This window comes from Planococcus sp. MSAK28401, from assembly GCF_018283455.1.
Taxonomy (GTDB): domain Bacteria; phylum Bacillota; class Bacilli; order Bacillales_A; family Planococcaceae; genus Planococcus; species Planococcus alpniumensis.
In genome coordinates this window covers 3,464,219-3,485,363 of record NZ_JAAMTH010000001.1, presented here as the reverse complement: position 1 = coordinate 3,485,363, position 21,145 = coordinate 3,464,219, and the positions used below count along the sequence as shown (strand labels likewise).

Here is a 21,145-nt window from a genome sequence, read left to right as displayed (position 1 = left end):
GAATTTTAAAACAATTAAGGTGTGAGTATAACTAGTGTAGTAGTAAAGTGTCAATAGAATTTAAAAAGAATTAATATTTATTTTATAAATAGGTAAATGTGCATGATTTTAAATAAAGTAAAATAGATAATTAATATAATTTGTCTTTTTTATTGTTTTTTGAATTTAAAAGTGGGTTTCTCTCGCAGATAGGGGACAGATGATGGCAAACGACTTTAAAAAAGCAGCCTGAATCCGAATGATTATCGGATTCAGACTGCTTCATATGGAGGAGATATTCGATATGGAAAAGTATATGATTTTTTAGATGAATCTGATCATGCTCACATAGCCATCGAGACTAGTTAGGAATACTTCAATTTTCCCGTCTCCATCTAAATCGCCGACAAGCGGCGTGCCTTCAATGCCGCCTTTGACATGTACTTGCCCGATTTCTTGTCCATATTTATTGAGAATCGTAAGGGTGCCCATCATATCTGGAACCAGAATTTCCGGCTCTCCGTCCGAATTGATATCCAAGACAGTCGTCGACCCGCGCATATTCGCAGCCAAGTGGGTTCGCCAAATGGTATTCGCCTGGCCGTCCAAGCAATAGAGGAAGCCAGCCAAGCCGCCGAACACCACCGCTTTTTTGTCCGGTTCGTAATTGAAGACCGTCGCTCTTGAGTTGGTTTCGCTGGTCGCCCAAACTGACCAATCTGTCGAGTTGTATTTCGTCTCGCCCGTAACGCCGTCTAGATAAAGCGTCCTGCCGCCCCGTCCGTTGATGATGTATTCGTAAACGCCATCGTTGTCCATATCGGCATAGCTCCCGAAACAATCGATGCCAAACCCGGCATGGTTGTGCCATTTCAGCGAACCGGTTTCCGCGTCTAGGCAATAGACATGCTCGTCGATGCTATTGAAGAGGCATTCCAGTTTTCCGTCTCCGTCGATATCCACGATTGCCGGAAACGGTTCGTTCTGTTCAAGTGAGCTGAATTTCCATATCAATTCGCCGGTGCTTGCTTTCAGTTTGACGCATTGATTATCAAAAGAAGTTGTATATAGGTACCAACCGTCCGGCTCTTTCACCAGCTGGCCGGCATGCTGGTAATACACATCGGATTCGTGAAAAGGGTGGATCTCGTAAGTTGATGTGGCATCGGGCAAGGTGTCGAACGCCTCTTCGATCCAAATGGTGTCCGTTTCGGTGCCGCTGATTTTCCGCCTTTGTCCTGTGCCGGGCCCCGAAACGATAGCGAGCTCGGCGTGGTTGCCATCCATCCTCAGAAACGAATTGGCCGCCCACTCTTTTGTTGAATCGGTAATTCCCCATTCGCTTGCTGACGTGACTTGTCCGCTGCCTTCGCGGTAATAGAGGTTTGAGTGAAACCAGACGCGTTCTCCTTGTTCATTCAAGCAGTAAACATGGCCGTCATGGGAAGCGCCGAAAATTTCGATGTTGCCGTCGCCGTCCACATCCGCTGCTTGAGGGCGCCCGTAATTCGGCGCCCCGAAGAGATAGCGCCAAACTAATTGCCCGGTTTCCACTTCCCGGACGTAGATGTACCAATCCCAGGATTGATAGATGACAACTCGCTGGCCCTTGCTGAAGGTGGCGAAGATGGGAGTGGAATAGATCGGTTCATCGCCTGTTTTGACTTGCCATAAAATTTCATGCTCAATTCGTTTGCCCATATCCTGCATGCTCCTCACTCCACATTGGTTTCTTATTGATACGCCTTCCAGACATCATAGCTTATTGCGCAGCAAATCCAAACGGTTTCTGCTAGAGCTACTGTGCGAAAGGCTGCCTGTGAATTGCGGGCATCGTACATGCAAGGCCGTTCAACTGGTATAATGGAGCAGTGTCAAAAGCGCAGGCTTTCGATGCTCTTTTTTTGCAAAAACATGGATTCTATTAGCTGGGAGTTGGAAATAGAGATGAATAAAAAAGACATTGCCGAGATCCGCAAGCAATTCAAACTGGAGACGGATTTACTGAAAATCGCCGAAATTTACAATGTATATATCAAGCAGGACACAAGTGAGATCTTCCACGAGGAGAGCCGTTCGTTTTCCTTGCTCGACCGGGAGCAGCAAGAGCTGTTTTTGGCCAATTTCAAGAAAGTGCTAGCAGGCAAGCTCGACATCAAGCTGTTCGAAGTGAAGTTTCAGCGCCCCGAAGAAGGGCAAGTGGACCATACGCAGCATTTACTGTACGAAGGGCTTCATGCGGACGATGCAGAAGGCTGGAAAGAAAATATGCAGCGTGTCGCTTTGAAGATGGTTGAAGAAACGCCATACGAGAAAGACATGGTCATCACCTTTATCCGCGGCACGTATTTCAAGACGACGAAACGCGAGCCTGACGAGACGGAAGCCGCAATGCGCGACGAAGTGTACACGACGCCGTTCGTCCTCAGCAGCATGAACCAGACCGAACTGCCGAAATCGTCGCTGGTGTTTGATTTTATCGAAAAGGAATTCAAGTCGAACATCATGGCGGACCCGGTCATTAAGCTGTCGTCTCCGGTCGGCGGGTTCTTGTTCCCGAGTTTCACGAACAGCGCCGCAGATGTTAACCGCATCTTGTATTCCGCGGCAAAGGCCAATAAGCCGGATTTCCAGTTTATCGAAAACGTGCTGAACGGCGACGAAATCACCACTGCAGAAGACGATAAAGTAGTCTTTGAAGAAATCGTCAAGCAAGTGATTGGCGATGAAGTCAATTCGAGAACGCTCGCGGGCGTCTACGACGAGATCAACAGCATGCTCGAAGTGGAAGCGGAAGACGAGGACGAGCCGGCACCAATGCTGGATTCCAAGGAAGTCGAGCGCGTCTTGAAGGCGAGCGGCATCAAAGACATCAGCACGGAGAAAGTGGAACAGGCTTTCCAGCAAGTGACCGATGACCGCCAGTACGAGATGAAAGCGAGCCACATCGTGCCGAAATACGGGGCCAAATCGATCAAGATCAACACGAAAGTCGCGGAAATCAAGATCGGCCCCGAAGACTTACGTTACGTCAAACAAGTCAATTACAATGGCCGGCGCTGCATCCTGATCGAAGTCGAAGAGGATACGGTAGTGGAAGGGTTTAAATTATTGGCGGAGGAAGAGTTGGAGTAACAATCTTGTTCAAATTGTTTACGGTTATGCTGAATGTTGAACGGGTAAAATCCTTATAGATAATCTATAGGAACTCAAAAGGAGGACCACTATGATCTCAGAAACCGATCTGCAATATTTGCAGCGCTGCGTAGAACTCGCCGAACAGGCGCTTGAAAAAGGGGACGAGCCGTTTGGTTCAATCCTCGTATCGTCACAGGGTGAGGTGTTGTTTGAAGACCATAACCATGTGGCAGGCGGCGACCATACGCAGCATCCCGAATTTGCAATTGCACGCTGGGCGGCAGAGCATCTAGCCCCGGAAGAACGGGCGCAAGCGACTGTCTATACGTCCGGCGAGCATTGCCCGATGTGCGCAGCGGCGCATGGCTGGGTCGGGCTCGGCCGCATCGTCTACGCGAGTTCGTCACAGCAATTGGGCGAGTGGATGCAAGAGCTCGGCGCGGAGCCTTCGCCTGTCCGCAATCTGTCCATCCCGGAAATCCTGACAGACCCGGACATCGACGGACCGGTGCCGGAACTTGCAGAACAAGTGCACCAGTTTCATCGGCGCTTGCACGAAGCGAAGCGGTAAGCACATAAAAAAGGACTGCGAAGAAATTCTCTTCGCAGTCCTTTTGTCTTTATTACACCAAAACAGGGATATCGCTTCGGATGAGGTGGTCGAATGCGCTCAATGAAGCCGTTGCGCCAGAGCCCATCGAAATGATGATCTGTTTGTACGGGATGTTTGTGCAGTCGCCTGCCGCAAACACGCCCGGCATATTCGTTGCGCCGCGCTGGTCGATGACGATTTCGCCGTGCGCGGTGCGCTCGACAAAGTCACCGAGCCAGTCGGTGTTTGGCACGAGGCCGATTTGGACGAAGACGCCGGATAGTTCGACATGCTTTTCTTCGCCGCTTTGAAGGTCGATATAGGAAATGCCGTTCACTTTATCGGTGCCGGTAATTTCCTGTGTGCGGGCATTTGTCAGCACCGTGACGTTCGGCAGGCTCTTCAGGCGATCCTGCAAAACGGAATCCGCTTTAAGCTCTGCGTTGTATTCCAACACCGTCACGTGATTCGTGATGCCTGCAAGGTCGATCGCCGCTTCGACGCCGGAGTTGCCGCCGCCGATGACCGCGACGTCTTTGCCGGCAAATAACGGGCCGTCGCAATGCGGGCAGTAGGCCACGCCTTTGTTCTTGAATTCCTCTTCGCCCGGAACGCCAATATTGCGCCAGCGGGCACCTGTTGAAAGAATGACGGTTTTGCCTGTGACGACAGCGCCGTTTTCGAGTTCAAGCTCGAACAGCTCTTTTTTCTCTAAGCGTTTTGCGCGCTGCAAGTTCATCAGCTCGATATCGTATTCTTTCACATGCTCTTCGAGGCTGGCCGCAAATTTCGGGCCTTCCGTGTGCTTGACGCTGACGAAGTTCTCGATGCTCAAGGTATCCATCACCTGGCCGCCGAAGCGTTCCGCGACGATGCCTGTGCGGATGCCTTTACGAGCCGCATAGATCGCTGCGCTGGCACCAGCTGGGCCGCCGCCGACGACGAGCACGTCAAACGGATCTTTGCCTTCGAATTCGGAAGCGTCTGGTGAGCTGCCGAGTTTCGCAAGCAATTCCTCAAGCGACATGCGGCCGCTTGCAAACGATTCGCCGTTCAAGAAGACTGTCGGAACAGCCATGATGTCTTTGCTTTCGACTTCTTCTTTGAAGGCAGCCCCGTCGATCATCGTATGCGTGATGTTCGGGTTGAGGACGCTCATCAAATTAAGTGATTGCACGACTTCTGGGCAGTTCTGGCAGCTCAAGCTGATGTAAGACTCGAAATGGTATGTGCCTTCGAGTGCTTTAATCTGTCCCATCGTTTTTTCGTCGGCTTTCGGCGCACGTCCGCTCACTTGCAATAAGGCAAGGACGAGCGACGTAAACTCGTGGCCGAGCGGGATGCCGGCAAAAGTGATGCCCGTTACTTCTCCAGGACGGGTGACGCTGAAGCTCGGGGTTCTCTCAAGCTCCGTGCGCTCCATTTGAATGCGCGGGGACATGGCGGATAGTTCTTCCACCAAATCGACCATATCTGTTGATACCTTATCGGATCCGGCGCTCACTTGGAGCAGCACGTCGCCTTCCAGTAGCTGCAAGTATTGCTCTAATTGAGATTTGATTTGCGCATCTAGTATCATTGTCAAAACTCCTTAAATTTTGCCTACAAGGTCAAGGCTTGGCTTCAATGTGTCGCCGCCTTCTTCCCATTTAGCCGGGCATACTTCGCCTGGGTTGTTGCGCACGTATTGTGCCGCTTTGATTTTGCCGACAAGCGTGCTTGCGTCGCGGCCGATGCCGTCTGCGTTAATTTCTGCAGCTTGGACGATGCCTTCTGGGTCAACGATGAATGTGCCGCGCTGTGCAAGGCCTTCTTCTTCGTTAAGAACATCGAATCCACGTGAAATGCGCTGCGACGGGTCACCGATCATGGTGTATTCGATTTTGCCGATTGCATCTGAATGGTCGTGCCAAGCTTTATGGGTGAAGTGAGTATCTGTAGAAACAGAGTATACTTCCACGCCAAGCTCTTTCAATGTCGCGTATTGGCTTTGGAGGTCCTCAAGTTCAGTTGGGCAAACGAACGTGAAGTCTGCTGGGTAGAAGCACACAACGCTCCATTGGCCTTTCATGTTTTCTTCTGTGACCTCAATAAAGTCGCCGCTCGCCGCCTGGTAAGCTGACGCGTTAAATGGTTGGATTTCTTTTCCGATCAAAGACATAAAATAATTACCTCCTGAATGTTTTTTTAGAATGACCATAACCGACAACGCAAAAAAAATTAATCGAAGCGGGCCGCTTCAATTAATATCGTTATCTGATTATAATAATTCTAATTCTATTTCCATTGTCATATGAAACGGATATTTTGTCAAAGAGAACCCTGATTTGTAAACGTTTTCTTTATAATCAATTATAAAACCTAATGAATGAGTGCCGTTTCCCGTATTTCACATGGAAATGAAATAACGGAAAAAGATTGTGAAATTAATTTCAATCAAATATTTCAGAATATGATAAAAGTCCATTGACTATAAAATTCTCATTACTGCTCCCTAATTGATAGTGAAGTGTCGAAGAAGATGGGGATATGGAATTTCATCAGCATCGTTTATGATAGGAATAAAAGAGCGAGGGGATGGCATGGTCATGAAAGTAGGCATCATTGGCTGCGGCGCCATTACGAAAATGCGCCACGCACCGGAATATACAGCGAATCCATATGTGGATGAAATCGTCTTTTACGACCGAAATCTCCACCGTTCCGAAGCGATGGTCGAATTGTTTGGCGGACGGAATGTGGAAAGCGTCGAGGAATTGTTCAACGATCCCGAGATCACAGCCATCAGTGACTGCTCGTCGAATGAACATCATCATTTATTCTCGACACAAGCGCTATTGAGCGGCAAGCACGTGCTGTGCGAAAAACCGATTTCCTTAACGATTGAACATGCCAAGGAAATTTTGGCGGCACAGAAAAAATCCGGCAAGAAACTGATGGTCGACCACAATCAGCGGTTTACGCGCGCGCACCAAAAAGCACGGGAAATCCTGGCCAGTGGAGAACTCGGGAAAATCTTGACCTTCCGCACCGCTTTCGGGCATTCAGGCCCAGAATCCTGGGGCATCAATAAAACGAAATCGACATGGTTCTTCAAAAAGGAGCGCTCGGGCTTCGGCGTCGGCGGCGACCTCGGCATCCATAAAATCGATTTGCTGCATTACCTGCTCGATGATGAAATCATTCAAGTGAGCGCCTTTCAGGGAGCTTTGCACAAAACGGATGAAAACGGCGAGCCGATTGAAGTATGCGACAACCTTGTCTGCAGCTTGGCGACCGAAAAAGGGCGTCTCGGGAACGCTGCCTTCTCCTGGACCTATTACGGGGAAGAGGACAACAGCACCGTTGTGTATTGCGAGAAAGGCATCATGAAAATCTATCACGACGACGAGTATCAGCTGGAACTCATCCTGGAATCCGGCGAGAAAGTGAACTACCAGCTGGAAGCGATTCAAACGAATGACAACCAGACTCCGAGCGGTGTCATTGATGCGTTCGTCGATTCGATACGCCTGGACCAGGAACCAATCGTCACGGGAGAAGATGCCTTGAAATCACTAAAAGTCATTTTGGGCATCATGGAAGCAGCCGACACCAAGCAAGTGGTCACCATCGAAAAAGAGTCTCTCCTTTATCAATAAGGAGAGACTCTTTGCTTGTCGAGAAAAGTTAAGAAGCCGTATTTTCCGAAGCTTATCGCTCGCTTTCCGTGGGCTCGCGCCCAAGCCTCCTCAGCCGCTACGCGTCTTGCGGGGTCTCGGTCGTCTCGCTTTACCACTGGAAAGATAAGGTCGACCTACGGGAGACATTATCTTTGCGAAAGTAATGCGTAGCATTATTGAGCAGAAGGGGTTACGAGCGAACGCTTCTCCAAATACTTAGGTAGAACATTGATCTTAAAATGTAGAATAAGTGATTTTCTTTTTATCCATAGTGAATCACTAATTTCTTCAACACTCTTTTTTCATTTCGCTCATAGTTTGAAACGGTTGAGTGAGAAGGGGGCGATGTCGAATTCGGTGTGGCCGTCTATTGCCAATTGGCTCAACACTTCGCCCATGACGCTGCCGAATTTAAAGCCGTGGCCGGTAAAGCCGCAGGCGAAAATGACGCGCTCGTTGTCCGGATGGCGGTCGATGATGAAGTTATGGTCGTCGGAGACGGTGTATAAACACGTTTTGCCTTGTTTCAATTCTCCGCTCGCTTCTGGCATATACAGGTCCAGGAATCTTCTTAAGTCGCCCTCATCAAATTCGTATTGCCCGAAGTTCTGGGTTTGTTCGTCCGGGTCGATTGGCTGCCCGCCATCCGAGCGTCCGACTTTTACGCCAGCGCCGTCGATGCTCGGGAAGCCGTAGAACATCATCTCGGGGCCTTCCACAAAAAAACCGGGAAATTGATCGGCATTGTACATCTCCGGTGCTTCAAACCAGCCGACCGCTTTGCGCGTCGGTTGGATCGGCAATTGCAGGTCTGGCAGCAGCTTCTTCGCCCATGCACCGGCTGTGACGATCACTTTCTCAGCATAGAAAACCCCTTGTCCGGTGGAGATTTTCACGCGATCCCCGTCCTGTATATCGATGTGCTGGACGGGTGTATTCGGCACGTAGTGAACGCCGTTTTCGAGCGCCAGTTTTTTATAGGCACGGATGGCATTTTCGCTGTACAACACGCCTGCCTGCGCCTCGTAGCAGCCGATGAAATGCTCGGGCACAGTGAAGCCCGGCCATCTTTCTTGGATGGCGCCGCTGCTTAATATTTCGAGCGGCAAGCCGTAGCTATTGGCGGCTGCAATGCTTTCCAATAGAAAAGGCGAGTCTTCCGGGCCGAGCCCGATGACGCCGGTCTTATCGAACACTTTGTAGCCGGTCTGCTTCTCCAAGTCTTCCCATAATTGCTGCGCGCGCAACACTAACCTAACGTAATGCCTGCCTTCCCCGTAAGCGTGGCGGATCAACCGGGTGTCCCCGTGATGGCTGCCGTTCGCATGGGGCGGGTCGAATGCATCGATCACCAATGTCTTCTTGCCTTGCTGTGCCAAAAAGGCGCCGGCGGCCATCCCCATCGTGCCGGCACCGACGATGGCGACGTCGAAAATAGTTTCCTCGCTCATCTTGTGTTCACTCCGCTCTTGTATTGAATGCATGCCGCCCAACCCGGCAACAATTGAATATTAAATTGATGGTATTCAATGCAGCACGCTTTGTCAATTTGCTCTTGAATTTTTATGCGAAATTTTGATTTATTTTAAAAAGGGTTTGACAGCAAGGACCATCTCAAATACTATCGTTAATATATTAAAAAAATTAAATAACTTATCCAGAGAGACTGAGGGACAGGCCCTATGACGTCCAGCAACCATCATGCATGTTCATGAGAGGTGCTAATTCCTGCAGGATGTATTCATTCTGAGAGATAAGAAATTGGTCGAAGCCTCTTTCCTATTGAAAGAGGCTTTTTTGCATCCAAAAGGAGGGCAGGCGCTCTACATAAGGCGGAAAGTCCAGCCCTATCGTAAAAAACTACACACCAAAAGGAGCTTGAATTATGAAAAGAAACGCTTATGTATTCGCAACTGCCTGTTTAGTAGGTCTTGCCGGAACACTTGCCGGCTGTTCATCGGAAGAGACGGCGAACGCTACAGGAGACCAAGTGATTCGCGTCGGAACGCAAAATGATTATCCGCCTTTCGCTTTCGCGGATGATGCCAATCAACTGACGGGCTATGACGTGGACATGATGAAAGCCGTCGATGAACAATTGGACGGCTATACGTTCGAATACGTCGCTGTACCGTGGGACAGCATGTTCCTTGCGCTCGAGTCGAATAAAATTCAGGCCATCGCCGACCAAGTAGCGAAAACGCCGGAACGCCAAGAAAAATATTTGTTTACCGATGAATCGTATTTCGCAGCGGAAACGGTCATCGCAGTAAAAGAAGGCCGCGAAGACATCCAAACGATTGAAGATTTGGAAGGCAAAGCGGTTGGGGCGTTGGCAGGCGATTCTTATACTTTATTGCTTGAGGAGTATAACGAAACCGCCGCAGAGCCGATCGAACTGAAATACAGCGAAAGCGGCAACCCATCGGAAATTCTGCAGGATGTGCAGAACGGACGCGTAGATGCTTACGTCAACGACCCGATCATGATGAACGCGGTACTGGAAAAAAATGAACTCGGCGTGGAGATTGTCGGCCAGTCCTTAGTTAATGACGATATGGGCATCGTCTTGAAAGACGAAGAAAAAGGAAAAGAGCTGAAAGCCTTAATCGACCCGATTTTGAAACAGCTGAAAGAAGATGGCACCTTGTCCGAACTGTCCAAGAAATGGACCGGCGGCGACTACATCCCTGAATAAGCTAGCGGAAGGACAGAAACCATGGAAAATTTACTGGACTTGAATTTCTTGATCGAGAGCTTTCCTGCCATTATCTCCAGGCTGCCGGTTACGATCGGCATCGCAGTCGGCTCGCTGCTATTGAGTTTAATCATCGGCGTGGCAGCGGCATTGATTAAAATCTACAAAGTGCCTGTGCTCAGCGTCATCACGTCGATCTATATCTCCTTTATCCGGGGCACACCGTTATTGGTGCAGATTTACCTGGTGTTTTACGGGATTCCGAAAATCATTTATTTTCTCCAGAGCGAATACGGCTGGCTTCAGTCGGCGGATGTCAATAGCATCGCGCCGGAATTCTATGCCTTGATGGCCTTTTCCATCAATTTGGGCGCGTATTTATCCGAGACGATCCGTTCGGCGATCGAATCGGTCGACCGCGGGCAGTTCGAAGCGGCCAAAGCGATCGGCATGACGCCTGTGCAGATGATGCTGAAGATCGTCTTCCCGCAGGCCTTAACGGTGGCGATCCCGAACCTCGGCAATATGTTCATCAGCACGATCAAAGACACTTCGCTCGTGTTCATTATCGGCGTTATCGATATCATGGGGCAGGCAAAAATCCTCGGCTCCCGCGGCTTGGCGTTCTTTGAAGTGTATATCGCCGTCTCGGTCGTCTATTGGATCTTATGCATTGCCGTCGAGCGCTTATTGGTGAAGATCGAGAAACGCGCACGCCGATATGAAAGAGGGATTGCCTGATGATCAAATTGGAGAAGCTGCATAAATATTACGATCGCCAGCATGTTTTGAAAGGCATCGATTTAACCGTCGAAAAAGGCGAAGTGGTGGCGGTCCTTGGGCCAAGCGGTTCCGGGAAATCGACGCTGTTGCGCTGCATCAATTTTTTAGAGGAGCCGACGAGCGGCATCGTGGAAATCGGCGGAAAGCGGGTGGATGCGGCCACCGCCAAGAAAAAGGAGATTTTCGCGCTCAGGACCGCAACGGGCATGGTGTTCCAGCAATACAACCTGTTCAAGAATCTGACCGTGCTGCAAAATGTCTCCGTCGGTTTGACGAGCGTCAAGCGGATGAAAAAAGACGCCGCCGACAAGAAAGGCATCGAGATGCTCGAGCGGGTCGGCTTGTCGAACAAACTGAGCCATTACCCTGCGCAATTGTCCGGAGGCCAGCAGCAGCGTGTCGGCATCGCCCGTGCGCTGGCTTTGGACCCGGAAGTGCTGTTATTCGACGAACCGACTTCTTCATTGGACCCGGAACTGGTCGATGAAGTACTGGCCACCATCCGGCGCGTCGCGGACACCGGCAAAACAATGTTCATCGTGACCCATGAATTGAGTTTCGCGCGCGAAATTTCGGACCGCGTCATCTTTATGGAAGACGGCGTCATTATTGAGCAAGGCACGGCACAGCAAATTTTCACCGAGCCCGCCGTTGAAAGAACGAGACAATTTTTAGGTAAAGCCGTCCAAGGCTGAGGGAATAAAGTAAAACGACTGAGAGCGGAAGGATGGTTTGCAATGAACCCGATTGAACAGATATTGAACGAGTTCCCGGTCCTGATTGTGGACGGGGCCATGGCGACAGAGCTTGAACACTACGGATGCAATTTGAATGATTCCTTATGGTCAGCGAAAATCCTGATGGAGAACCCGGAGTTGATCAAGAAAGTGCATGCGGATTATTTCCAGGCGGGGGCGGATTGCGCCATTACAGCCAGTTACCAGGCGACCATCGAAGGCTACCAAGAAAGAGGGCTGACAGAATCACAAGCGATCGCATTGATCACAAAGTCTGTCGAGTTGGCAACACAAGCGCGAGATGAATTTTGGGACGAGGCAGCGAACCAATCAGGCAGGCCAAAGCCTTTAGTGGCAGCATCGGTCGGCCCGTACGGCGCGTTTTTATCGGACGGCTCTGAATACCGCGGCGGCTATGCGATCGGGGAAGAGCAATTGGCCGAATTTCACAGAGAGCGCATCCGGGTGCTGGTGGAAGCAGGGGCGGATCTGTTAGCTTGTGAAACTTTGCCGTGCCTCACGGAAGCGAAAGCGATCGTAAGCGTGCTGGAAGAATTTCCGCAAGTATCTGCCTGGTTCACGTTCAGTGCGAAAGATGAGTTCCATATCAGTGACGGGGAGCGGATCGCGGATTGTGCAAAATGGCTCGAGGAACGACCGCAAGTGGCGGCAATCGGCATTAATTGCACAGCGCCGCAGTTTATCGAGTCCTTAATCCAGGAAGTGAAAAGCGCGTCTTCCAAACCGGTCATCGTCTATCCGAATTCCGGCGCCACTTACGACCCGGTAAGCAAAACCTGGAGCGAAGAACCGTCGGCTGGTGCATTTTTAGCCAATTCGCAAGCCTGGCATAAAGCGGGAGCTGACATCATCGGCGGCTGTTGCAGCACGACCCCAGGAGATATTGCAACGATCGCCAACTGGGCCCGCCAAGGGAAGGCTTCCGAAGTTTAAAGCAGCCTGTGGTGCGAGTGATCGTCCATTTTATAAAACCTAGTTGACAAGTAGGTTTTAAATATAGTCTAATGTGAATAAGCTTTTTTACGCAGTACGTCACATTAGAGGCAGCAAGTCGGCCTCCTTACTTTTAAAACAGCTAAAGGAGGGTTTGCATGAACGAACAATATCCTGTCATTCAAGGGGCGGAAGCTTTCTTTTTGAAAGGACATAGCACCGGCATCCTATTATGCCACGGTTTTCTCGGCACGCCGCAAAGCGTCAGAGAATTAGGCGAAGCACTCGGCAAACAAGGCTATACGGTTTCCTGTCCGCGGCTGCCGGGCCATGGCACACATTTCAAGGATCTGGAACAGTTCTCTTACGGCGACTGGTTCGCGAGTATCGAGCAGGCTTATGTAGAACTCAAGCAGTCATGCACATCGGTCTTTGTCATCGGACAATCGATGGGCGGCACCTTGAGCTTGGATCTGGCCAGCTGCCATCCTGAAATCGAGGGTCTCGTGTTGATCAACCCAGCGATCGATATTCCGCAGTTTGAAACCTACCGCACGAAGCCGGCCCATGATTATGTCACAGAAGATGCGCCCGATATTAAAAAAGCGGATGCGGTAGAAATCACTTATGGGCAAGCGCCGGTCAAGGCGTATCAACAATTGCTCGGCTATATGGATGCTGTCCGCGCAAAACTCGGCGAAGTCCGCTGCCCGGTCGTTTGTTTCCAGTCGCTTGAAGATCATGTTGTGCCGCCAGCTAACACCGATTATATTCTTGGCAAAATCGGTTCAGAAAACGCGTCCAAATATGAACTCCATGATTCCTATCACATCGCTTCCATGGACCATGAATTAGATTTCATCGTCGCCAAATCTCTTGAATGGATTGCACAGGCTAATGTCTTGCCGGCTGGCGGGCAAGGGTAAATCAAATCGTGTTTCATTTCCATGTAAATAAATTCAATTTATTCAAAATAATGTTGACAAGCCAGATCAAGGGCCGTAACATGAACTTTACAATTTAATCATCTTATCGAGATTGACTGAGGGACTGGCCCTGGGACGTCAAAGCAGCAGACCGCCACGCGGCACTGTGCTAATTCCTTGTACCGTGTGTACAGAGATAAGAGAGGCGATCGAACGTGTGAAACTGCTCCTCTTCTTGTCAAAAAGAAGAAGGGGTTTTTTATTACGTTAAAACCAAGTAAACAGGTAAGATAAATTATTTTTGATGAAGGAGGTGCCTTCAGTGGACAAATGGTTTTCGAAATACCGTCGGAGCTTGAGCGGCAGATTGGCGCATCAACACTTCGGCGCTTCATTGAAAATCTGGGAACTTGGATAGGCTTTTAGGCAGTTGCATACATACTCGAGGCATCATCATTTTTTCAATTATAAGGAGGAACATCGTGAAAAATTTTATCTTTTTAGTTATCACTTTAATTGCACTTATCGGATTGGCCGGCTGTTCCGGCGGGGAAGCAAGTCCATCAACTTCCGGCGGAAATTCAGAGCCTGTAGAAGGCGGGGAACTGAACGTGGCGATCAGCGCGGATCCGAACACATTGGACTGGATGTATACGGGCGAAAGTGCCGCGCGCAAAATCGGCTGGCATATTTATGAAGGTTTGTTTGCCTTGAACCAGGATTTCGAAGCTGCGCCGCTGCTCGCTGAAGATTACGAAGTGAGCGAAGATGGAAAAACCTACACCATCACCTTGCGCGAAGGCGTGACTTTCCATAACGGGGAACCAGTAACGGCAGAAGATGCCAAAGCGTCCATCGAACGGTGGCTGAAAGTATCATCTGTCGGCAAGATCACCAACGACCACGTTGAGTCCGTGGAAGCAGACGACTCGCAATTGACCATTCAATTGAACAAAGCCTATAGCTCTTTACTTTCCGACTTAGCTGCCCCGAAATCGGCCGCTGTCATCTTGCCGAAAGCGGTCGCTGAAGCAGCCGGCGAAAAGCCGCTCGACCATGACCAATATATCGGCACTGGGCCATTCCAGTTTGATTCGTGGAAGCGCGGCGACGAAATCGTGCTTTCCAAATACGATGACTACGCATCAAGAACCGATGAGACAAGCGGTTTGACGGGCGAGAAAAAAACGTATGTGGATTCGGTTCATTTCAAAATCGTCAAAGACCCTCAAGTGGTCGTCAATGGCTTGAAAACCGGACTTTATGATTTTGGGGATGAAGTTCCGCTCGATTTGTACGAAGTGATCGAAAGCACGCCGAACATTGAACCGGGCACAGCCACTAATGGCTATACGGTGTTGACGCCGGATAAATCGGAAGCGCCGTTCGATGACCTGCAAGTGCGCCAGGCATTGAACGCGGCACTCGATAAAGAAGCGATTGCCAAAGCGACATACGGCAACGAGGAATTTTATGAGTTGGACGGCGCGTTGTTCACGCCGAACCAAACCGCCCTGTATTCGGAAGAAAACACAGAAGGCTTCCTGTCTTACGATGTGGAAGAAGCGAAACGCCTATTGGCAGAAAGCAGCTACGACGGCGAGCCGATCAAGATCATCTTCTCAAGCGATTCCAACGACTATAAGAAAATTGCCGAGATCGCTGAACAGCAGCTTGAAGCAGCCGGCTTTGCGGTCGAACTGGAATCTTACGAATGGGCAACATACCTTGAGAAATGGGGAGAGGCTTCCAATTGGGATCTAGTTGTCGTCGGATGGTCCCCGTTCTTCTCGCCGAACCAGGCAGGCATGTTGAGCCAGGATTCGAACAGCAGCGGGTGGTATAACAGCGAGAAATGGCAGGAGCAAATCGCCCAGTGGGCACAAGCGGAATCCGAGGAAGAGCGACAGCAGATCCTCGCCGGCTTGAACGAAACGCTCTACGAAGAATTGCCGTTTGAAAAAGTGACGAACATCTCGAACTTGAATGCGCGCACAACCGATCTCCACGACTATAGCGAATGGTACGGCCCGCGCTTCTGGAATACGTATAAAACCAATTAACAACGAGCCATCAAACAGGATAACTAAGAGAAGAAAATCGTCAGGAACGATGCTGGCGATTTTCTTCCTTTTATGGAGAAGGGGGAACACGCAATGCTGAACTATACGATTCGCCGGCTGTTGTCGGTGATTCCCGTCATGCTGGTCGTCAGCGTTATCGTCTTTATGATCGTGCATCTGACGCCCGGCAACCCGGCGTTCCTCATTTTAGGGGAAGACAGTTCACCGGAAGCAATTGCTGATTTGGAGCGTGAACTGGGCTTGGACCAAGCGCTTTATGTCCAATTCTTCAATTGGTTTTCACAAGTCATCACAGGGGATCTTGGAACCTCCGTTTATTCTTCGCAATCGGTGACCTCGCTGATTGCTGAGAACTTCGGACCGACCTTCAGCTTGATGGCGCTGTCGACGGTGATTTTGCTCGTTATCGCCATTCCGGTGGCGATCCTCATCGTCGCGTTGCGCAAAACCGTTTTGGATCCGATTTTCACATCGGTTTCCTTGTTCGGCGTATCGGTCCCGGAATTCTGGCTCGCGACGCTATTGGTGCTCGGCTTCGGCGTTGCGCTGCCGATCTTTCCGGTGGCCGGCTATGTGCCGTTTGCGGAAGGGGCGGATGTATGGCTTCACCATATTTTGCTGCCATCGTTTGTGCTGGCAATCGTCGAAGTGGGCATCATCGCGCGTATGCTGCGCGACAGCATGCTCGATTCGGTCAATCAGGATTACATCAAAACGGCGCGCGCGAAAGGCGTAAAGGAACGTGAAGTATTGATGCGCCACGTCTTCGTCAATGCCTTGATCCCGACGACCACGGTGCTCGGCGCTACAGTGGCCGGCTTGCTCGGCGGCACGGTCATCATCGAGACTTTGTTTACGATCCCGGGCATCGGCCAGCTCTTGGTCGATTCCATCCACCGGCGCGATTACCCGGTCGTACAGGGAATTGTGCTGTTCATTGCCGGCATTTATGTGTTCGTCAATCTATTGGTGGATCTGCTGTACACATTCCTCGATCCGCGCATTCGCTATGATTGACCATTTGGAAGGAGACGAAACCGATGTTTACTAAGAAAACGAATCTGCTGGCGCTCTCCATACTGGTGGTCGCTGCGCTTGCGGCCATCACCGCAAGTTCCTGGCTGCCATTTTCTCCGGCCGCGATTTCCCCGGAGCAGCGCTTGACCGGCCCTTCAGCGGCGCATTGGTTCGGCACGGATGATTTCGGGCGCGACATTTTCTCGCGGACCATCGTCGCGGCCCGGGTGTCCTTGTCTGTAGGCGTCATCGTTGCGGTGCTGTCGACGGTGATCGGCACAGTAATCGGCTTGATTTCCGGCTATTTCCGCAAAGTGGATTTCGTGCTGATGAGAATCATCGATGGCTTCTTGGCCTTTCCTGCGCTGATCCTTGCGCTGGCGCTAGTCGCGGCACTTGGCGGCAGCATCACAAATATCATCATCGCTCTGACGCTGGCGTTTTTCCCGGTTATGGCCAGAGTCGTCCGTTCGGCAACGCTGCAAGTGAAAAACCAATCCTATATCGAAGCCGCCCAGACGACCGGGTCGAGCCATGCGGTGATCATCTTCAAGTATGTATTGCCGAATATTCTTTCCCCAGTCATCGTCCAAAGCACCTTCATTTTCGCTAAAGCGATTTTAGCGGAAGCGGCGCTCAGCTTTCTCGGCGTGGGGGTCAACCCGTCAACGCCGACCTGGGGCAATATGCTGCAGGAAGCACAGATTTACGTGACCATCGCGCCTTGGTATTCCATTTTCCCAGGCCTTGCGATCGTCATTACCGTTCTGGCTTTGAACTTGCTCGGCGATGGGCTAAGAGACAGTTTTAATCCACATCAAGCGAAACGCAAGCGCAAAACGAAGCTTGCCTGAAGGGGGTATTCGAATGCTGCAAGTAGAAAATCTTCATGTCCATCTGGATACACCGGGCGGCCTCGTAAAAGCAGTCGACGGCGTGTCTTTCTCCATCCGAAAAGGGGAGACGATCGGCATTGTCGGGGAGTCAGGGAGCGGGAAAAGCGTGCTCGCCCATTCCTTGATGAAGCTCAATCCGGAACCGCCTGCAATGTATCCGCAAGGCACGATTCATTTTGAAGGCCAATCGGTGTTGGAAATGGGCAAAACAGAACTGAGAAAACTGCGGGGCAACGACATCGCCATGATCTTTCAGGATCCGATGTCGAGTTTGAATCCCGTCTCCAAAATCGGCAAGCAATTGATCGAAGCCATACAAGCGCATCAAAAACGGTCGAAACAACAAGCACGCGAAAAAGCAATCGAGTTATTGGAAGACGTCGGTATTGCCGATGCCAAAGCACGCATGAACAGCTACCCGCATCAATTTTCTGGTGGGATGCGCCAGCGTGTGTTGATCGCCATGGCGCTTGCTTCCAACCCGAAATTATTGATTGCCGATGAGCCGACGACGGCGCTGGATGTCACTATCCAGGCGCAAGTTTTGGATTTGCTGAAGGGCATCCAGGAAAAATACGGCACGGCTATTCTCGTCATCACGCACGACCTCGGCGTCGTTGCCCATTTGGCCGACCGCATCCTAGTCATGTATGCCGGGAAAATCGTCGAATCGGGAAGCGCTGAAGATATCTTCTACAGGACTTCCATGCCGTATACGTGGTCGCTCTTGCGTTCGGTCCCGGTCATTCGCGAAGGCGGCCCGGAGCGGCTCATCCCGATCGACGGCCAGCCGCCGAGTTTGATCGACCGGCCGCCGGGATGCGCGTTCGAACCGAGATGCCCGTTCGCACGGGACGCATGCCGGCAAGTTGATCCGCCGCTTGAACAACGGGAAAGCGGACATTCGGCAGCGTGCATTCTTTCAAGCAATGAATTCGAAGAACAGAAAAAGCAATTGGAAGGGGTGCTGGCAACATGAGCGCATTATTGGATATTAAAGGGCTGCATGTCCATTTCCCCGTCAAAAAAGGTTTGTTGCAGCGCGAGAAAAGCTACGTCAAAGCGCTTAACGGCATTGACCTCCAAGTCCAAAAAGGCGAAACACTCGGCATCGTCGGCGAATCGGGCTGCGGGAAAAGCACGCTCGCGAGAAGCATCGTCGGCCTGCAACAACCGACAGCGGGCGAAATCCTGTTCCACGGAAAAGATTATGCAGAAGCGAACGCAAAAGAACTTCATGACATGCGGCGCAATGTCCAGATGATTTTCCAGGATCCTTACACCAGTTTGAATCCGCGGATGAAAATCGGGGACAGCATAGCAGCGCCATTGAAAGCTTATAAAAAGACCGAGCGGCTGGAATCGAGAGTCAAGGAATTGCTTGAACTCGTCGGATTGAACCCGGACACCCATTACGATAAACTGCCGCATGAGTTTTCAGGCGGTCAACGGCAGCGTGTCGGCATTGCCCGCGCCCTTGCCCTGGAGCCTGAACTGCTGATCTGCGATGAGCCAGTCAGCGCACTCGATGTTTCGGTGCAGGCGCAAGTCATCAATTTGCTTCAGGATCTGCAGAAGCAATTGGGCTTGACCTATGTTTTCATCGCGCATGATTTATCTGTCATCAATCATTTGGCCGACCGCGTGGCTGTCATGTATTTAGGAAAAGTGATGGAGAAATCGGAGCGAGGAGCATTCCATACGAAAGTCCAGCATCCGTATACACAATCTTTGTTGTCGGCAGTGCCGGTCCCAGATCCGCTGCTTGAGCGCGGCAGGGAACGCATCGTGCTGAAAGGGGAGATTCCGTCGCCGGCGAACCCGCCGAGCGGCTGTGTGTTCCACACAAGATGCCCGATGGCTACTGAACGCTGCAAAAATGAAGTGCCGGCGCTCGAACCAAGAGGGCTCTCGGGCCAGGAAGTCGCCTGTTTTTATCCGCTTGACGAAACACAGCCGGCTAATGCGGCGAAAGATCCGTTATATGTATAGAAGAAAAAGCATCCTTCCCGGCACGAGTGCTGAGAAGGATGCTTTTTTCGATGAAGATGCCAGCGTTCCTCGCAAAGTTCTAGCTAACAAAAGTAGAAATATCTACCTAACAAAGGTGGAAACATGCGAGAAGAGCTCAGTCATCCAATAATCGGCCATTGTCATGCCACTGCCCGTACATATTATTGTCGCGTGTATTCTCAATGAATTTTTCCAGCCGTTTATCGAATATTTCGCGGTCAATGGTTTTATAACTTTGTATATTGTCGATCCGGATCCGGCGGTACAGCTCAGGGAAGTTCAAGAAGTTTTCATAGACTTGCGGGTCTTGTTTCAAGCGTGCTTCGACTTCTTCGTCGATCGCAAATGACTCCGGCCGCATATCAGGAAGGACGCTGCGCCCTTGCTCGGTCATCCAGCCCAGTTTCTCCAGCCTTCTCACGCGCTCTTTGTTCAATTCGGTCCAATTGCTTTTTTTCTGGCGCGGAGAAAGCCTTTGGGCCAAACGATTATCGGCTGTTTTTTTCGTGATGCCGTCAATCCAGCCAAAGCATAAGGCTTCTTCCACGGCATCCAAATAAGGCATTCCTTCCCGCCGTTCTTTGGTCCCGATCAGCACCCAGCAAAACTTCACGGAGGATGAATTTTTTCCCAGCCATTCCCTCAATTCTTGCCTGGAGCTTACGCTAAGCAAATTCTCTATCTCCATTCGGCATTCCTCCTTTCTCAAATGGGCATTCATTTACCATTTCGACGGCGATTTCATACCCTTCGTCAACAGATAGAAAAGGGTATTCAAAAGATATGCAGAAACATAGGGGATAGCCTTTTAGGCCATTGCGATCATCACTATAGAAAGGAGGAAGAAATTATGGTAAGAGAAGAGCGAATCAAAAATGAACGCGGATTGAATCCATTCACCGATATCTGGCTGCGCACACGTGAAACCGTCCGTTTCGTCATTGAACGGAAATCATTTAAGTTCATTATACTGCTCATCGTCCTGACAGGCTTTGCTTCCGGTTTGATCGGGATGATGAATGAACGCAGCTCCGATATGGCGCCGTGGGCAGCGATTCTACAAGCATTGGTGACCGGGCCGATCGGCAGCGCTTTCGGCTATTTCCTGGGTGCTGCGATCCTGGTGCTTGTCGGACGGTTGTTTAAAGGAACGGCGACGTATCAGGAAATGTTCAAAGCATTGGTCACTGCCCAAATCCCGCAAATTTGGCTGCTGCCATTGCTGATCATCTGGGTGCTTGCATCACCCGAAACGTTCCTGGCTGATCGGACGAATGTGGAAGGAGACCCGATTGTCGTCATCATGTCCATCGTCATGGCAGTCGTCTCCATCTGGACATTCATTATTGTCTGCAAGGCGGTAGGCGAAGCGCACCGAGTGTCGTCCTGGAAAGGCTTTTTCATCGTCGTGCTGCCAGGGATTATCATCACGATCGTTGTTTTGATTATCGTTTTCGTGCTGTTCGCTTCATTCTTCAGGGAGTTTTCCTAATTGACCAATCGAAACCACAAGCGAGCAAGTTTTAACTCCCATAGTTTTTATGATATCGAACAAAAATGACTAAAATAAAGAGCGCTCCCCCTGTTTTCAGTATCTACTCAAACAGGGGGAGTGCTCTTTGCTGTTAATTGGTTATTTGTATTTGAAAAATCATAAACTCGAGAC

General features: G+C 50.5%; 19 protein-coding genes and 2 riboswitches. Of the genes, 14 read left to right on the top strand and 5 right to left on the bottom strand.

Annotated features, from left to right (window positions below):
* Positions 1-303: 303 nt before the first annotated feature.
* Positions 304-1,680 carry an outer membrane protein assembly factor BamB family protein gene (locus tag G3255_RS17680; RefSeq protein WP_211655673.1) on the bottom strand — a complete coding sequence of 459 codons (1,377 nt, stop codon included), beginning with the start codon at positions 1,678-1,680 and terminating at the stop codon, positions 304-306.
* 246 nt (positions 1,681-1,926) lie between these two features.
* Between G3255_RS17680 and G3255_RS17675 the strand changes: the two genes are divergently transcribed.
* Both G3255_RS17675 and G3255_RS17670 read left to right on the top strand, forming a co-directional pair.
* Entirely contained in the window at positions 1,927-3,114 is a 1,188-nt protein-coding gene (locus tag G3255_RS17675; RefSeq protein ID WP_211655672.1) for a DUF4317 domain-containing protein, read from the top strand.
* Between the two features lie 91 nt (positions 3,115-3,205).
* A complete protein-coding gene (locus G3255_RS17670; protein WP_211655671.1) occupies positions 3,206-3,688 on the top strand; it encodes a nucleoside deaminase in 483 nt (160 codons plus the stop codon).
* A 52-nt stretch (positions 3,689-3,740) separates the two neighbouring features.
* Here G3255_RS17670 and ahpF read toward each other — a convergent pair whose 3' ends face one another.
* Positions 3,741-5,288, bottom strand: coding sequence for an alkyl hydroperoxide reductase subunit F (gene ahpF, locus G3255_RS17665; RefSeq protein ID WP_211655670.1), 1,548 nt, complete (start codon positions 5,286-5,288; stop codon positions 3,741-3,743).
* A gap of 12 nt (positions 5,289-5,300) precedes the next feature.
* Positions 5,301-5,870, bottom strand: coding sequence for an alkyl hydroperoxide reductase subunit C (ahpC, locus tag G3255_RS17660; protein WP_121299338.1), 570 nt, complete (start codon positions 5,868-5,870; stop codon positions 5,301-5,303).
* Between the two features lie 421 nt (positions 5,871-6,291).
* Here ahpC and G3255_RS17655 point away from each other — a divergent pair, with 421 nt between their 5' ends.
* A complete protein-coding gene (locus tag G3255_RS17655) occupies positions 6,292-7,350 on the top strand; it encodes a Gfo/Idh/MocA family protein (RefSeq protein ID WP_211655669.1) in 1,059 nt (352 codons plus the stop codon).
* Between the two features lie 332 nt (positions 7,351-7,682).
* On the opposite strand, the gene solA is transcribed toward G3255_RS17655, so the two are convergent.
* A complete protein-coding gene (gene solA, locus G3255_RS17650) occupies positions 7,683-8,822 on the bottom strand; it encodes an N-methyl-L-tryptophan oxidase (protein WP_211655668.1) in 1,140 nt (379 codons plus the stop codon).
* A 199-nt stretch (positions 8,823-9,021) separates the two neighbouring features.
* A riboswitch (SAM riboswitch) is annotated at positions 9,022-9,131 on the top strand.
* Positions 9,132-9,256: 125 nt separating this feature from the next.
* Here solA and G3255_RS17645 point away from each other — a divergent pair.
* The 10 genes from G3255_RS17645 (at position 9,257) to G3255_RS17600 (ending at position 19,458) form a co-directional block, all read left to right on the top strand.
* Positions 9,257-10,069 carry a transporter substrate-binding domain-containing protein gene (locus G3255_RS17645; protein WP_211655667.1) on the top strand — a complete coding sequence of 271 codons (813 nt, stop codon included), beginning with the start codon at positions 9,257-9,259 and terminating at the stop codon, positions 10,067-10,069.
* Positions 10,070-10,090: 21 nt separating this feature from the next.
* Positions 10,091-10,810 (top strand): amino acid ABC transporter permease, encoded by a 720-nt coding sequence (locus G3255_RS17640; protein WP_211655666.1) that lies wholly within the window; start codon positions 10,091-10,093, stop codon positions 10,808-10,810.
* Positions 10,810-11,547: an amino acid ABC transporter ATP-binding protein gene (locus tag G3255_RS17635; protein WP_211655665.1), complete on the top strand. Its 738-nt coding sequence runs from the start codon at positions 10,810-10,812 to the stop codon at positions 11,545-11,547. The genes G3255_RS17640 and G3255_RS17635 overlap by 1 nt, the downstream gene beginning before the upstream one ends.
* Positions 11,548-11,589: 42 nt before the next feature.
* The gene (gene mmuM, locus G3255_RS17630; protein WP_211655664.1) at positions 11,590-12,543 is read left to right on the top strand and encodes a homocysteine S-methyltransferase; all 954 of its coding nucleotides are present in this window, start codon (positions 11,590-11,592) and stop codon (positions 12,541-12,543) included.
* Between the two features lie 158 nt (positions 12,544-12,701).
* Positions 12,702-13,469 (top strand): alpha/beta hydrolase, encoded by a 768-nt coding sequence (locus tag G3255_RS17625; RefSeq protein ID WP_211655663.1) that lies wholly within the window; start codon positions 12,702-12,704, stop codon positions 13,467-13,469.
* Between the two features lie 100 nt (positions 13,470-13,569).
* Positions 13,570-13,672: riboswitch (SAM riboswitch) on the top strand.
* 279 nt (positions 13,673-13,951) lie between these two features.
* Positions 13,952-15,532, top strand: a complete 1,581-nt coding sequence (locus G3255_RS17620) for an ABC transporter substrate-binding protein (protein WP_211655662.1) — start codon at positions 13,952-13,954, stop codon at positions 15,530-15,532.
* Positions 15,533-15,625: 93 nt separating this feature from the next.
* On the top strand, positions 15,626-16,570 hold the full coding sequence (locus G3255_RS17615) for an ABC transporter permease (protein ID WP_211655661.1): 945 nt from the start codon (positions 15,626-15,628) through the stop codon (positions 16,568-16,570).
* 23 nt (positions 16,571-16,593) lie between these two features.
* The gene (locus G3255_RS17610; protein WP_211655660.1) at positions 16,594-17,424 is read left to right on the top strand and encodes an ABC transporter permease; all 831 of its coding nucleotides are present in this window, start codon (positions 16,594-16,596) and stop codon (positions 17,422-17,424) included.
* A gap of 13 nt (positions 17,425-17,437) precedes the next feature.
* A complete protein-coding gene (locus G3255_RS17605) occupies positions 17,438-18,445 on the top strand; it encodes an ABC transporter ATP-binding protein (RefSeq protein WP_211655659.1) in 1,008 nt (335 codons plus the stop codon).
* On the top strand, positions 18,442-19,458 hold the full coding sequence (locus tag G3255_RS17600) for an ABC transporter ATP-binding protein (RefSeq protein WP_211655658.1): 1,017 nt from the start codon (positions 18,442-18,444) through the stop codon (positions 19,456-19,458). Before G3255_RS17605 ends, G3255_RS17600 begins: the two co-directional genes overlap by 4 nt.
* 136 nt (positions 19,459-19,594) lie before the next feature.
* Here the strand turns inward: G3255_RS17600 and G3255_RS17595 are convergent, their stop codons facing one another.
* Positions 19,595-20,167, bottom strand: a complete 573-nt coding sequence (locus tag G3255_RS17595) for a YdeI/OmpD-associated family protein (protein WP_211655657.1) — start codon at positions 20,165-20,167, stop codon at positions 19,595-19,597.
* A 162-nt stretch (positions 20,168-20,329) separates the two neighbouring features.
* Between G3255_RS17595 and G3255_RS17590 the strand changes: the two genes are divergently transcribed.
* The gene (locus tag G3255_RS17590; RefSeq protein WP_211655656.1) at positions 20,330-20,971 is read left to right on the top strand and encodes a Yip1 family protein; all 642 of its coding nucleotides are present in this window, start codon (positions 20,330-20,332) and stop codon (positions 20,969-20,971) included.
* The last annotated feature ends 174 nt before the right edge of the window (positions 20,972-21,145 follow it).

Bases quoted from the DNA above. Each gene is read 5' to 3' on its own strand.
- G3255_RS17615 (WP_211655661.1), top strand. From the start codon at position 15,626: ATGCTGAACTATACGATTCGCCGGCTGTTGTCGGTGATTCCCGTCATG.
- G3255_RS17645 (WP_211655667.1), top strand. From the start codon at position 9,257: ATGAAAAGAAACGCTTATGTATTCGCAACTGCCTGTTTAGTAGGTCTT.
- G3255_RS17670 (WP_211655671.1), top strand. From the start codon at position 3,206: ATGATCTCAGAAACCGATCTGCAATATTTGCAGCGCTGCGTAGAACTC.
- G3255_RS17675 (WP_211655672.1), top strand. From the start codon at position 1,927: ATGAATAAAAAAGACATTGCCGAGATCCGCAAGCAATTCAAACTGGAG.
- G3255_RS17600 (WP_211655658.1), top strand. From the start codon at position 18,442: ATGAGCGCATTATTGGATATTAAAGGGCTGCATGTCCATTTCCCCGTC.
- mmuM (WP_211655664.1), top strand. From the start codon at position 11,590: ATGAACCCGATTGAACAGATATTGAACGAGTTCCCGGTCCTGATTGTG.
- solA (WP_211655668.1), bottom strand. From the start codon at position 8,822: ATGAGCGAGGAAACTATTTTCGACGTCGCCATCGTCGGTGCCGGCACG.
- G3255_RS17605 (WP_211655659.1), top strand. From the start codon at position 17,438: ATGCTGCAAGTAGAAAATCTTCATGTCCATCTGGATACACCGGGCGGC.
- G3255_RS17590 (WP_211655656.1), top strand. From the start codon at position 20,330: ATGGTAAGAGAAGAGCGAATCAAAAATGAACGCGGATTGAATCCATTC.
- G3255_RS17640 (WP_211655666.1), top strand. From the start codon at position 10,091: ATGGAAAATTTACTGGACTTGAATTTCTTGATCGAGAGCTTTCCTGCC.
- ahpC (WP_121299338.1), bottom strand. From the start codon at position 5,870: ATGTCTTTGATCGGAAAAGAAATCCAACCATTTAACGCGTCAGCTTAC.
- G3255_RS17610 (WP_211655660.1), top strand. From the start codon at position 16,594: ATGTTTACTAAGAAAACGAATCTGCTGGCGCTCTCCATACTGGTGGTC.
- G3255_RS17625 (WP_211655663.1), top strand. From the start codon at position 12,702: ATGAACGAACAATATCCTGTCATTCAAGGGGCGGAAGCTTTCTTTTTG.
- G3255_RS17680 (WP_211655673.1), bottom strand. From the start codon at position 1,680: ATGGGCAAACGAATTGAGCATGAAATTTTATGGCAAGTCAAAACAGGC.
- G3255_RS17635 (WP_211655665.1), top strand. From the start codon at position 10,810: ATGATCAAATTGGAGAAGCTGCATAAATATTACGATCGCCAGCATGTT.
- G3255_RS17655 (WP_211655669.1), top strand. From the start codon at position 6,292: ATGGTCATGAAAGTAGGCATCATTGGCTGCGGCGCCATTACGAAAATG.
- G3255_RS17595 (WP_211655657.1), bottom strand. From the start codon at position 20,167: ATGGAGATAGAGAATTTGCTTAGCGTAAGCTCCAGGCAAGAATTGAGG.
- ahpF (WP_211655670.1), bottom strand. From the start codon at position 5,288: ATGATACTAGATGCGCAAATCAAATCTCAATTAGAGCAATACTTGCAG.